This window comes from Shewanella baltica (assembly GCF_900456975.1).
Classification (GTDB): Bacteria; Pseudomonadota; Gammaproteobacteria; order Enterobacterales; family Shewanellaceae; genus Shewanella; species Shewanella baltica.
On sequence record NZ_UGYM01000002.1, the window covers coordinates 3,320,957 to 3,334,538 of the forward strand.

Consider the following 13,582-nt stretch of genomic DNA (forward strand, 5'->3'; position numbering starts at 1 on the left):
TACTATCGTAGCGCAATCATCCTTTATGCTTTTTCAGAAGCGCCGACAGCCCTCGATGGTTCGGTAACAGCATTACTCCTGCGGATAAGCCCAGTCATAGTAGAGCCCTGCACTAGAATCGAAAATACGACGACGGCATAGGTCATCACTAACAATAACTCCCGCAGCTCCACACCACCAATGGCATCTATGACAATCCCCTCAGGTAAACTCATCGCCATCGCGAGTGCTAATCCTCCCCTTAAACCACCCCAAATCAGAATCGTCTCTGCATAGGGGTTGTAAGACTTAAACAACCTAAAGCCCAAATAAGGCAATAACACACTCACGGCACGCGCCAATAACACCAATGGAATAGCCACAAACATAAACCACCACAATGGCGCTTTAAAAGTGACTAACAAAAGCAGTAAGCCGAGTAGTAGGAAAAGTAATGCATTGAAGAAAGATTCAATCAGCGACCAAAATGTCAGTAGTTTCACTCGCTCGTGGCGGGCAAAAAACTTAGGCACACTGAAATTACCTATGATGATACCTGCACTCACCATAGCTAAAGGCCCAGAAACCCCAAACACTTCCGCCATCACGTATCCCGCGGTTGGGATCAGCAAAGTGACCAACATCAATTGCGTTTCTTCCTCGCAATAGCGGAAAAAATGATGCAGCAGAAAACCAAGAACGCCACCATAAATAACCCCGCCTACCGCCTCACGAATAAATAACTCAGAGATATGGATAAACGTCAGCGGTTCAGTAGAGAAGGCTAATTGCGATATTGCCACAAAAATCACTAACCCTATGCCATCGTTAAATAAAGATTCACCTTCCACTTGGATAGCAATATCTTCCGGTGCGCCCATTTTCTTTAAAATAGCCAAAACGGCAATGGGGTCGGTTGGCGAAATTAAGGCGCCAAACAACAAGCAGTGGCTGAGTTGTAGCGGTAGACCCAACATAGGCGCGACCCAAAATAACAGTACTCCTATGATAAAGGTCGATAATAAAGTGCTGACAAAGGCGAGGATTAAAATCTCCCACTTCTGATGCCTCAGTATTTTTAAACGGATCTGCAATGCGCCCGCAAAGAGTAAAAAACCTAACATGCCATTGAGCAGCAAGGCTTGAAAATCGAGCTTCTCTAAGCCTGAGACAAAATACAAATAGACATGCCCGCCTAAGGCCTTTCCCCCTAGGAGTAATAACAAACTCATGCCTAGGGCGATAGCCGTAATGGCCACAGTTTCCTGCAGTTTATGGACGCGTGAAGAGACAACTGAAGTGACTAGCGCCAAGGCGCAGAGGATACACAGAATTTGGTAACTGGACATAAGAGCCTCTAAAAATCATCAATTTAGAGACTCTAGCACAAGTTTAGATTTCCAAACCATCCAATAGACTTAACCACCCTTTAATGATCCTGTGGCAAAACCAAATGATCCCAAAGAGATAAATCGAAAGACTGAGCCAAGTTAACGGCACGCAATAGCCGAGCACTAACAAGCCAAGAAAGGCGACATTAGAATGCCGTTGCCAACGCAAATGCGACGCCAATAATGGATTACCATGGGATTGACGTTGGGAAACATTAATGAACAAACTTAGCAGCACGGGAAGTAATAATAAGGGAAAACCCGACATCAAGGCGTACAACAAATGCCCAAGAGAACGGTCTTCAATTTTTGCGGCATAAGTGGTTGTCATTGTCATTGAGAGACTCCAGCCAGACTAATGGACTGGGCGCAAACATCATACGCCCTTGTCATTAACCTTACGTTCTCACTGAGATAAGCGCAACTAAGGATTAGAAATATTTCCATCCATTTAAGAATAAGCCTGATAAGCCCTGTGTAACTGTCACTAATTAATTTAATCAGCGCGCTAGAGTTTAAGTGTCACATCGGATGTTAACGTTGTAGAGCACGCCAGTACAAAACCCGCGTCAATTTCCGCGGCGCTGAGCGTCATCACACTCGTCGATACCGTTTCTCCCGCCAATACTTGGCATTTACAGGCGCCGCACACGCCTGAACGACAGGCAGCAATAATCGGTAATCCTTCGGACTCTATTCCCTCAAGTAGACTCTGCCCTTGCATTAGCCTTGTGCTGCGATCGCCAATAGCTAAGTTAAAAGTAGGCAAGATAAAGGCCCCTTCTTGCGGATTTTCATCTGCTTCTGTAGGCGACTTTGCTTGCATGAGCTGATTACGTGCGGCTTTCTCGGCCGTGGCAAAACTCTCATGGTGCAACCGATTCATATCAAAGTTGAGTTCGGCCAATAACGCTTTTACCGCCTGCATATAAGTCTCGGGCCCGCAGAGATAAACCGTTCGCTCAGTAACATCAGGCACTAAAGTTTGCAGCATCTGTGCAGTTAATCGCCCTATATCAAAACTTATCTTTGGGGAGAATAAAAGTGATGCTGCCGCCGACTCCAGCGCATAACTGAGCTTAAACGTATTAAAGCGGCTCGCCATCGTCTCCAATGACGATTTAAAAATAATATCAGCGTCTGAACGCGCACTGTGCACAAAGGCAATATCGGCATCAATTTGAGTATCAGTTAAATAACGCGACATCGAATACATGGGCGTAATGCCGCAACCGGCACTCAAAAACAAGTATTTCGTCGCGGGGATATCAACTAAGTTAAATTGACCCATAGGTGGCAGCACTCGCACACGCTGGCCTGGCTGCAAGTGGTCAATAAGATAATTAGACACCAGTCCACCCGCCACACGCTTAATCGTCACCATCAAGGAATAGGGTCTCGATGGTGATGACGACAAGGTATAACTGCGGCACACTTGCTCGCCGTTAATATCGAGCACAAAGGTCATAAACTGGCCGGGCTTATAGTCAAACTTCATCGGCTCGCCCGCCTGAAAACGAAAACTCACCACATCGATAGTTTCATTCCAGCGTTCAACGCACACCAGCTCACTTAGCCCTGCTCCGATTTGCGCTGGCCCACCGTCTACTGGGTTAACACTTTTGGGTTTATGGAGCGCTTTCGCCCCTGCCATCACACTCAAATTTATCGCATTCATTACATTTTTACCTGCAACACACTGCGGTTTTAACCCTCGGAAAATCCGAAATTAAAACCGCAGTTAAGCAACCACTCATTGCTGATTTAAGCCACAATACTCAGCGGACTTCAGCAATGAGCACCGACTGATTTACGCCACGTTCAACATGGTCTTTAAATCGGCCTCAACTGTGGTGGTATTGCGTAAGCCAAACTTCTCTTCCAAAATTTTGGCGAGATTGGCGGTTAAAAATGCAGGTGGTGTCGGGCCCGTGCGAATGTTTTTCACACCGAGTGACAACAGTGTCAGTAACACCACAATGGCTTTTTGTTCGAACCAAGAGAGCACTAAACTCAATGGTAATTCATTGATATCACATTCGAATACTTCAGCTAACGCAATCGCTAACTGAATCGCAGAATAGGCATCGTTACACTGGCCCACATCGAGCAAGCGTGGGATACCGTTAATATCACCAAATTCGAGCTTATTGAATTTGTACTTACCGCAGCCTAGCGTCAGGATTATTGAATCCTTAGGTGTGGATTTAGCAAGTTCAGTAAAGTAGCTTCTGTCGGCCTTGTCACCATCGCAGCCGCCGACGAGGAAGAAATGCTTAATCGCACCACTTTTTACGTTTTCAACCACAGCTGGCGCTGCCGCCATCAAGGCATTATGGGCAAAACCAATGGTGATAGTGTGGGGGATTTCATCGTAGATAAAACCCTCTAATGCTAACGCTTTATCAATCACAGCCGAGAAATCATCGCCTTCGATATGCACCACACCAGGCCAACCCACTATGCTACGAGTAAAGATACGATCGCTATAACTGCCAACATTGGGGTCGATAATACAATTGGACGTCATCACCACAGCGCCAGGGAAATTGGCAAATTCTTGCTGTTGATTCTGCCAAGCACTGCCGTAATTACCGACAAGGTGCGGGTATTTTTTAAAGGCAGGATACGCCAGTGCGGGCAACATTTCGCCGTGGGTAAACACATTGATGCCCTTACCGACTGTCTGCTCAAGGATAAGCTCTAAATCCTTCATATCATGACCAGAAACTAAAATTGCCTTGCCCTTAACGGGCTTAGTATTCACCACCGTTGGCTCTGGATGACCAAAGGCCTGAGTTTCACCCGCATCCAACATGGCCATTATGCGGTAGTTCAACTGACCAATATCCATCGCCGTGGTAAATAGTTTATCGCCATCGACACTCGGCTCACCTAAGAAAGACATGATTTCATGGAAGCGCCCTGCAACATCGGCATCAGTCTGTCCCAGCACGCGAGCATGTTCCATATAAGCAGCCGCGCCCTTAAGGCCATATAAACACAATAGTCTTAGCCCCATGATGTCTTCATGAACGTCATGCTTATCTTTATTCAGCAGTGCAATCGGCGCCTGCGCTAGCATTTCAATCTTACTGGTCCCCAGCATTAACTGAGCGACTTGCGGCACTTGCTCAACGGCAATACCCGCTTGTTCACAAGCCGCTTCGTAAGAAGCTTTTAACTGAGCACGATAATGAGCCGCCTGCTGGGTATAGGCAATAATGCGCTCGTCATCGAAATTTACGTTGGTGAGGGTCGCGAAAAAGGCTTTAGGCACAAAACTATCAATTTCAGCATCGATAATGCCCAGCTCGCGGGCTTTAACCGCATACACAGACACGCCTTGCAGCATATAAATCAACAAATCTTGCAGATCAGACGTTGCCGCCAACTTGCCGCACATACCTTGGGAATAACTACAACCATTGCCAGCGGGTGTACGAATGGTTTGCTCACACTGAATACAGAACATGGATAGACTCCTAATTTAAATTCATGCTTTATTTTTGCATGTTTAAAACTAGTCTACCTAAACACACCATAAGCGACAGTCATTTTTAGAATGAGATGCTAAATATTAGAGAAAGATCACTTTAAGTGATCGCGAATATAAGCAATCAAACCTGCCAAAATTTCATAAAAAAACGCCCATCAATGATGGGCGTTTTAAAGAATAACTTGTTATTTATTAATTGGTTTTCATATCATTTACCGATTGCAGCATAATACGACTTTCACGCTGAAATTGGGGAGCAAAATCCCCAAACCATTTAGCGACGGTTTGGAACTGCTTAATAAACTCGTCCCTGTCACCGCGTTTTAGCAGCTCCAACGCTTCACGGTAGTTATCTAAGTAATCGCCGATTGCATGTTGGCTATCTTGCTGGGCAAAAATAATATCGGCGTAAAGCTCTGGGCTTTGAGCGAATAATCGCCCTACCATAGCCAATTCTAAGCGGTAAATCGGCGAGCTAAATTGCAGTAAAGTATCAATATCTGCCTCTTCCTTGCACAGATTCAAACCATACACAAAGGTCGAAAAGTGACGCATTGCCTGCACTAACTGCATCGCACTGTCGTGACGTTCAGGCTCTGCTTCGACAATCCGCGCGCCCCATATTGCGATCTGCTCGAGTAACCATTGGTATTTATCAGGCTCACGACCGTGGCACACCACCACGACTTGTTTCGCCAGACTGCCCACATCGGGACCAAACATAGGATGGAAACCGACGACAGGACCAGAATGCGCCTCAAGCATGGCTTTAACCGGCTCTGTCTTGATGGAGGTCAAATCCGCCAGAATACAGTCGGCTGGTAATTGGGTCAGCTTTTCGCGAATAAGCTCGCAAGTAATCGCAATCGGCACAGTCACTAACACCATGCCCGCATCGGCAAATAGGCTATCTGCTTGCTGCCAATCATCTTTATCGAGCAGATTCACTTGGTAGCCAGATAAGGTCAGCATTTGTGAAAACAGTCCACCGAGTTGCCCTTTACCGCCGACAATCACCACTGAGCCGAGATCTTTTTTAACTTGCTTAAAGCCTACATCTTTTTCATTGAGATAAGACTCGCGCATCAAGCGGCGTAAAATATCCTCAATTAATTGCGGTGCAATCCCCATGCTTTTCGCTTCTTCGCGGCGTTTAGCGAGCATGGCGGCTTCACGCTGCGGTGCATAAATCGGTAAACCGGCGCCGTGTTTCACTGTGCCCACTTGCGCCACGAGATCTAAGCGCTTACGCAGTAAATGCAATAATTGCTGATCGACACCATCAATCAGGCCGCGAAGATGTTCTAATTCGGCCGTTGTTTTTTCATTCATACCTGAGTCCATTAAGCTGTCGCCAATTTAAGCGTTAGCAACTTTAAGCATATCGAAGCGTGCCGGGAGTATTGAAGATAACTTCACCGCGCCGTCACGTAAAATGGTTTCTGTTTTTTCCCAGTTAATACAGGAATCTGTCACAGATACACCGTAAGCTAGCTCGCTTAATGGCTTATCGCAGCTTTGATTGCCTTCATTTAAGTGGCTTTCAAGCATAACGCCGATGATCGATTTATTGCCGTTATAAATCTGCTCGAACACATCTTCACACACAGGCTTTTGGCGGCTGTAGTCTTTGGATGAATTGCCATGGCTGCAATCGATGATCAAACGTGCATTGAGTTTGGCTTTGTGAAGCTGTGCCTCACATTCTGCCACGCTTGCGGCATCGTAGTTTGGTGATGCACCGCCACGTAAAATCACATGACCATCGGGATTGCCCGCAGTTTGTAATAAGGCGACTTGGCCCTGTTGGTTAATGCCCATAAATCTGTGACTGCTGGCCGCTGACTTTAGCGCATTAATCGCCACATCGAGCTTACCATCGGTGCCATTTTTAAAGCCAACTGGCATAGAAAGACCCGATGCCATTTCCCTATGGGTTTGCGATTCAGTGGTGCGGGCACCGATGGCCGACCAAGTCACTAGCTCAGAAATGTACTGAGGGCTGATAGGATCAAGCGCTTCAGTGGCGACTGGTAGCCCTAATTCGGCCAACCAAATCATCAGCTCACGGGCCATTTTCAGACCTTTTTCGACATCGAAGGATTCATCCATATCGGGATCGTTGATCATGCCTTTCCAACCGACCGTAGTACGCGGCTTTTCAAAGTACACTCGCATTAAGATGTAAAACTCATCACTGAGTTCATCGTGCAAGGTTTTAAGCCTTAAAGCGTATTCCTTAGCGGCGGCGATATCATGGATGGAGCAAGGCCCGGTGACGATCAATACTCGATTGTCGCGCTTATGGACAATATCAGCCACGGTTTTGCGGGCATTGAGGATATAACGATAAGCATGCTCAGAGAGTGGCAAGGCATTTTTAAGCTCTTGCGGTGTGATTAAGACTTTTTCTGAACTGATGTGTACGTTGTTAATCGTATCTTGTTGCATGCTTACCACCTAAGACTTAGTGTTTAACCCAGTTGTCGAAGCAGGACTTCAAGTCAGCTTGGGCATTCATTTCGGAAGAAAAATAGCGTAAATCTATCGTAATGTACTTTTGTAATGCTACACCATTACAACTAGGCGACCACTATGCCTGTTCATTCTCTTTAGATCAAGTATAAATACTCAAAAAACAGCAACAAAAAACCGCCACTAGGGCGGTTTTCTGTGCGAACACTACGTCTTGTTTTCTGTAGCGGTAACTATTACTTAGTTGCCAGCTTCTCACGGATACGTGCAGATTTACCTGAACGATCACGCAGATAGTACAGTTTGGCGCGACGAACGCGACCACGACGCTTAACTTCAATGCTAGCGATCAGTGGGCTGTGCGTTTGGAAAGCACGCTCAACACCTTCGCCATTAGAGATTTTACGTACTGTGAATGCAGAGTGCAGACCACGGTTACGCTTAGCAATTACAACGCCTTCAAAAGCCTGTAAACGCTCTTTATCGCCTTCTTTAACACGAACCTGAACTACTACTGTATCACCAGCACCAAACGCAGGTACGTCTTGTTTCATTTGCTCATCGTTGAGCATTTTAATGATGTTGTTCATAACTTACTCCGTTCTAGAATTAACTGAGCTACGACTAAGCATGCTTGTTCATTGCTTCAACGAACTGCGCTAATAGAGTCGTTTGTTCGTCAGTCAGAGCTAGATTTTGCAATAATTCTGGCCGTCTCAGTAAAGTCCTACCAAGGCTTTGCTGTAAACGCCAGAGTCTAATTTGTTCGTGGTTGCCACTTAGCAGCACTGCCGGTACGTCAACACCATCAAGGCTTTCAGGGCGAGTGTAATGTGGACAATCCAGTAAACCGTCGGAGAAAGAATCTTGCTCCGCCGAAGCTTGTTTTCCTAGTACGCCAGGAACCAATCTCGATACTGAATCTATCAGGGTCATCGCCGGTAATTCGCCGCCCGAAAGCACGTAATCTCCTATCGACCACTCTTCATCCACTTCCGTTTGAATGATGCGTTCATCAATACCTTCGTATCGACCACAGACCAAAATCAAACGTGATGATTGAGCCAACTCAGTGACGCCTTGCTGATCCAGCTTGCGTCCTTGAGGTGACAAGTAAATCACCTTCGCACCTTCACCCGCTGCGGCTTTCGCTGCATGAATGGCATCGCGCAAGGGTTGCACCATCATCAACATTCCGGGACCACCGCCGTAAGGCCTGTCATCTACCGTATTATGTCTATCATGGGTGAAATCACGGGGATTCCACGTGTGCAACTCAAGCAGGCCGTTTTTCACGGCTCGACCCGTAACTCCAAAGTCTGTCACGGCACGGAACATCTCTGGGAACAGGGTTATTACCCCTAACCACATCTGTTGTACCTCGACTTAGAAGTCAGGATCCCAATCCACTAAAATCTGTTTACCTTGCAGGTCCACCGTTTTGATGAACTGCTCAGGGACAAAGGGGATCATACGTTCCACTTTGCCGAAACTATCTTTAGCGTTGGCTTTAACGAGTAATACATCGTTCGATCCTGTTTCCACGATCTGATCGACAATTCCCATGTTATAGCCAGTTGTATTGACCACTTCGCAACCGATGAGATCACGCCAGTAGAATTCATCTGCTGGCAAATCGTTCATCTGTTCCGGCAAAATCGCAATCTCACAATTTGTGAGCATTTGCGCTTGCTCCCGTGTTTCTACGCCATCAAGTAAGGCAACAACGGCCTTGCCTTGATAACGCCACTGGGTGACCTTTATTTCGCGCCACTCACCATTTTCTTTAATAAGCCAAGGCGAGTAGTCAAAGATACCTTCAACAGAATCGGTATAGGCGGTGATTTTCAGCCAACCTTTAATGCCATGACAGGAGCCTAATTTCCCCAGTACGACTGGCTGTTGGTTACTGCTCATCAATCTATACCTTAACGCTATTAAGCAGTTGCTTTACGAGCGTCTTTGATCAATTTTGCTACGCGTTCTGTAGCAGCTGCACCGTTAGAAACCCAGTGCTCAACGCGAGCTAGGTCTAAACGTAATGTTTCTTCTTGGCCACGGGCCAATGGGTTGAAGAAACCTACACGCTCAATGAAACGACCGTCACGAGCGTTACGGCTATCAGCAACAACGATGTTGTAAAATGGACGCTTTTTTGCGCCGCCACGAGCTAAACGAATGGTAACCATGCGTTTTCAATCCTCTAATGATTTGCTTTGAAGCAAAAATAAAAACTGGAACCCCGTGTTCGCGAAGAGTCCCAGATAGAAAGCCGGAAGATTTTACCTGAGTTTCCAACTAATGCAACCAAAGATGGCGATTATTACGCCTGCGTCCTTCGTTAGCGGTTCATTGTTACCAGAGTCAACCGACTGATAAAGTGCTAGGTTTAACTAAAAATGTCCGATTAACGGCCTGGAAATTTCATTCCAGGCGGCATCATGCCACGCATTCCGCGCATCATTTTTTGCATGCCGCCCTTAGCAGACATTTTTTTCATCATCTTTTGCATTTGCGTAAACTGTTTCAATAAACGGTTTACGTCTTGGATTTGCGTGCCAGAACCCGCAGCAATACGACGCTTGCGTGAGCCCTTGATTAAATCAGGGTTCTTACGCTCTTTGGACGTCATCGAATTAATGATGGCCTCCATTTGGCCTGTCATCTTGCCATCTTGGATTTGCGCTAATGCTTCTGGTGGCAATTGACCCACACCGGGCAGTTTTTCCAGCATATTCATCATGCCGCCCATGTTTTTCATTTGCTGTAACTGCTCACGGAAATCTTCTAAATCGAAACTGCCACCCTGCTTCACTTTCGAAGCCAGTTTCATGGCCTTTTCTTTATCGACGCCGCGCTCAACTTCTTCGATCAGCGATAACACATCGCCCATACCCAAAATACGCGAAGCAATACGATCGGGATGGAACGGTTCTAACGCATCGGTTTTTTCACCGACACCGAGGAATTTAATTGGCTTGCCAGTAATATGGCGAATCGATAACGCTGCACCACCACGTGCATCACCATCGACTTTGGTTAAGATAACCCCTGTCAGTGGCAAAGCTTCGTTAAACGCCTTAGCCGTGTTCGCCGCATCTTGACCTGTCATAGCATCCACAACGAACAAGGTCTCGATAGGCTTGACCGCAGCGTGTAAGCCTTTGATCTCGTCCATCATGGCTTCGTCGACGTGCAGACGACCCGCGGTATCGAGGATCACCACATCGATGAACTTTAATTTAGCGTGGGCAATCGCCGCTTTCGCAATGTCGATTGGCTTTTGGCTGACGTCCGATGGGAAAAACTCCACCGCGACTTCTTGCGCTAACGTCTCAAGCTGTTTGATCGCCGCAGGGCGGTAAACGTCGGCACTGACCACCAATACCGATTTTTTATGGCGTTCGCGTAAAAATTTACCCAGTTTGGCCACACTGGTAGTTTTACCCGCACCTTGCAGACCCGCCATCATGATCACGGCTGGCGGCTGAGTGGCTAAATCTAAGGCTTCATTCGCCTCGCCCATGGATTTTTCAAGTTCACTTTGAACTATCTTAATGAAGGCTTGACCTGGGCTTAAGCTTTTAGATACTTCTTGGCCAACGGCACGTTCTTTTACATTATTAACGAATTCGCGCACCACAGGCAGGGCAACATCGGCCTCCAGCAGTGCCATACGCACTTCGCGCAGGGTTTCCTTAACGTTTTCTTCAGTTAAGCGACCACGGCCACTGATATTTTTCAGTGTGCGTGACAGTCTGTCGGTTAGGTTCTCAAACATCGTCCTGTTCTATACCTTTAAGAATCTCGATTGATGGGCTGTATTATAACGATGCATGCGCATTATGCTACTGCTGCACCCATCTTGATTGTGGTTAAGTGTTTTACTTGCGCTGAGTCATGTTTTATTGTCGTTAACACACTATTTAACCCTAACAATAAGAATCTGCTAAATTTTGCAACTCATGTCACTGCCCATTTGCCGACAGCTCATGTTATTCTAGGGAAAATATTGATCTGTATGCCCCGTTTATAAGGCACCTTTAACTACACAAATAGGTTAATTACCCATGGTCATCTTTTCTGCCTCAGCCATGTTTTTTTATTGCATTGCATTGGTACTAGTGACGAGTCGATTGTTCCACCCCGACGGTCCGAATCGCCGCGCCGTCGCAGGCATAGCGGCCATTGCGGTCATTCTGCATGCTGCTGCATTATCCCAAGTGATTTTCACCACAGATGGGCAAAACTTTAGCCTGACGAACGTGATTTCCTTAGTGAACTGGATTATCGCCTTTACTTTTACTGTGTTGATGTTCAGGCTGAAGGTGATCGTCGTAGTGCCCGTGGTTTACGCCTGCTCTGTGCTCTCGGTGGCCCTGCTCTGGTTATTGCCGCCTAAGTTCATCACGCATTTTGAGCTTTATCCTGAAGTATTAGCCCACGTCGTATTGTCACTCATGGCCTACAGTGCCCTGATGATTGCCGCCCTGTATGCGATACAACTGGCGATGATCCAAAATAAGCTGAAGAAAAAACAATTTATGCTGAGCCCAGGCATTCCGCCACTGATGACAGTTGAGAAACAACTTTATCATTTAGTGATTATCGGCGTTATCTTGCTCAGTTTGTCACTCGCAACCGGCTTTATCTTCCTTGAAGACATGTTTGCAGATGGCAAAGGTCATAAGGCAATCCTGTCGATAATGGCTTGGTTTGTATACATTACTATGTTGTGGCAACAGTATTGGGTCGGCTGTAAAATTCGTACCGCAGTCATTTACACTTTGACTGGCGCCACCTTACTTTCGCTCGCTTATTTTGGCGCGCGCATTGTCAAAGAGTTAATCCTCAACTAAACATTTAAGTCGGCAAAGGCAGTTAATGCCGCTGCCGACTTGACACTTTTTTTAAATGTCGGTATTTACTTAAGTTTACTGGCCATATTGGAGCCTTTTTTGGACGCTATATCGACAAGCGCACTCCTGATCGTTTTACTAGTGCTTATCCTATTCTCTGCCTATTTCTCAGGCTCAGAAACCGCCATGATGACACTCAACCGTTACCGTCTACGCCACTTAGCCAGCAATGGCCATAAAGGAGCGATTAGAGCTTTGAAGTTGCTTGAGCGTCCTGACCGTTTGATTGGTTTGATCTTAATCGGCAATAACTTAGTCAATATTTTAGCATCGGCTATCGCCACTATTATTGGTATGCGCCTCTGGGGGGACTTAGGTGTCGCCATCGCTACCGGTGTGCTGACACTCGTTGTATTGGTATTTGCTGAAGTCACCCCCAAAACCATCGCCGCACTAAATCCCGAACGTATTGCCTTCCCCTCCAGCATACTGCTGCGCTGGTTGTTGATCCTATTAGCGCCCTTCGTGAAAGGCGTTAACCTCATCACGTCAGGCTTTTTACGTTTGATGGGAATTAAAACCGTCAATAGCAGCGATGCGTTAAGCCAAGAAGAGTTGCGCACTGTCGTACATGAAGCTGGGGCACTTATCCCCCAACGTCACCAAGAAATGCTGTTATCCATCCTAGATTTAGAGAAAGTCACCGTTGAAGACATTATGGTGCCGCGCTCGGATATCTACGGGATTAACGTTAATGACGAATTTAAAGTCATCAATCGTCAGGTGATCCAAAGTCCACATACCAGAGTGTTAGTGTATCGCGACACAGTTGACGATGCGGTGGGCTTTATTCATTTGCGCGATGCCCTGCGATTACAATCTAAAGAGCAATTCAGCAAGTCATCTCTGCTGCGCGCAGTGAAAGAACTCTACTTTGTGCCAGAAGGTACGCCGCTCAATGTACAGCTGGCTAACTTCCAACAGAACAAAGAGCGTATCGGCTTAGTGGTTGATGAATATGGTGACATTCAAGGTCTAGTGACGCTCGAAGATATTCTCGAAGAGATTGTCGGCGACTTTACTACTTCAATGTTAACCACGCCGAGTGAAGATATCAAAGTGCAGCAAGATGGCAGTTACTTAGTCGATGCCAGCATTACCATTCGCGATTTGAATAAAGAAATGAAGTGGAACTTCCCGACCGACGGCCCTAAAACCCTCAACGGTCTGATCCTAGAATACCTAGAGGAAATCCCCTCAGCTAACACCAGTTTACGTTTAGCCGGTTATCCCTTAGAGATTATCGATGTGGCGGAAAATATGATTAAAACCGTGCGTATCATACCGCTGCATTATCACCCGCCTAGAGCTTAGCTTTC

Annotated in this window: 13 protein-coding genes; 2 read left to right on the forward strand and 11 right to left on the reverse strand. The window is 46.5% G+C overall.

Annotation, left to right across the window (positions count from 1 at the left end; translation table 11 throughout):
* Positions 1–23: 23 nt before the first annotated feature.
* The 11 genes from DYH48_RS14900 to ffh all read right to left on the reverse strand — a co-directional run bounded on the left by DYH48_RS14900 (position 24) and on the right by ffh (position 11,125).
* On the reverse strand, positions 24–1,328 hold the full coding sequence (locus DYH48_RS14900; RefSeq protein WP_115335234.1) for a cation:proton antiporter: 1,305 nt from the start codon (positions 1,326–1,328) through the stop codon (positions 24–26).
* Between the two features lie 43 nt (positions 1,329–1,371).
* Positions 1,372–1,707: a hypothetical protein gene (locus DYH48_RS14905; RefSeq protein ID WP_006080796.1), complete on the reverse strand. Its 336-nt coding sequence runs from the start codon at positions 1,705–1,707 to the stop codon at positions 1,372–1,374.
* Positions 1,708–1,878: 171 nt separating this feature from the next.
* Positions 1,879–3,048: an FAD-binding oxidoreductase gene (locus tag DYH48_RS14910; protein ID WP_115335235.1), complete on the reverse strand. Its 1,170-nt coding sequence runs from the start codon at positions 3,046–3,048 to the stop codon at positions 1,879–1,881.
* Between the two features lie 132 nt (positions 3,049–3,180).
* Positions 3,181–4,845 carry a hydroxylamine reductase gene (gene hcp, locus DYH48_RS14915; RefSeq protein WP_115335236.1) on the reverse strand — a complete coding sequence of 555 codons (1,665 nt, stop codon included), beginning with the start codon at positions 4,843–4,845 and terminating at the stop codon, positions 3,181–3,183.
* A gap of 216 nt (positions 4,846–5,061) precedes the next feature.
* Positions 5,062–6,201 carry a bifunctional chorismate mutase/prephenate dehydrogenase gene (tyrA, locus tag DYH48_RS14920; RefSeq protein ID WP_115336147.1) on the reverse strand — a complete coding sequence of 380 codons (1,140 nt, stop codon included), beginning with the start codon at positions 6,199–6,201 and terminating at the stop codon, positions 5,062–5,064.
* A gap of 27 nt (positions 6,202–6,228) precedes the next feature.
* Positions 6,229–7,320, reverse strand: a complete 1,092-nt coding sequence (locus DYH48_RS14925) for a 3-deoxy-7-phosphoheptulonate synthase (RefSeq protein ID WP_115335237.1) — start codon at positions 7,318–7,320, stop codon at positions 6,229–6,231.
* 260 nt (positions 7,321–7,580) lie between these two features.
* Positions 7,581–7,934: a 50S ribosomal protein L19 gene (rplS, locus tag DYH48_RS14930; protein WP_006080791.1), complete on the reverse strand. Its 354-nt coding sequence runs from the start codon at positions 7,932–7,934 to the stop codon at positions 7,581–7,583.
* 34 nt (positions 7,935–7,968) lie between these two features.
* Positions 7,969–8,715 carry a tRNA (guanosine(37)-N1)-methyltransferase TrmD gene (trmD, locus tag DYH48_RS14935; RefSeq protein ID WP_006080790.1) on the reverse strand — a complete coding sequence of 249 codons (747 nt, stop codon included), beginning with the start codon at positions 8,713–8,715 and terminating at the stop codon, positions 7,969–7,971.
* 15 nt (positions 8,716–8,730) lie between these two features.
* On the reverse strand, positions 8,731–9,261 hold the full coding sequence (gene rimM, locus DYH48_RS14940) for a ribosome maturation factor RimM (protein WP_006080789.1): 531 nt from the start codon (positions 9,259–9,261) through the stop codon (positions 8,731–8,733).
* Between the two features lie 20 nt (positions 9,262–9,281).
* The gene (gene rpsP / locus DYH48_RS14945) at positions 9,282–9,533 is read right to left on the reverse strand and encodes a 30S ribosomal protein S16 (RefSeq protein WP_006080788.1); all 252 of its coding nucleotides are present in this window, start codon (positions 9,531–9,533) and stop codon (positions 9,282–9,284) included.
* 218 nt (positions 9,534–9,751) lie between these two features.
* On the reverse strand, positions 9,752–11,125 hold the full coding sequence (gene ffh, locus DYH48_RS14950; protein WP_006080787.1) for a signal recognition particle protein: 1,374 nt from the start codon (positions 11,123–11,125) through the stop codon (positions 9,752–9,754).
* A gap of 289 nt (positions 11,126–11,414) precedes the next feature.
* On the opposite strand from ffh, the gene DYH48_RS14955 reads away from it, so the two are divergent.
* Entirely contained in the window at positions 11,415–12,203 is a 789-nt protein-coding gene (locus tag DYH48_RS14955) for a cytochrome C assembly family protein (protein WP_006080786.1), read from the forward strand.
* A 99-nt stretch (positions 12,204–12,302) separates the two neighbouring features.
* The gene (locus tag DYH48_RS14960) at positions 12,303–13,577 is read left to right on the forward strand and encodes an HlyC/CorC family transporter (RefSeq protein ID WP_006080785.1); all 1,275 of its coding nucleotides are present in this window, start codon (positions 12,303–12,305) and stop codon (positions 13,575–13,577) included.
* Positions 13,578–13,582: the final 5 nt, after the last annotated feature.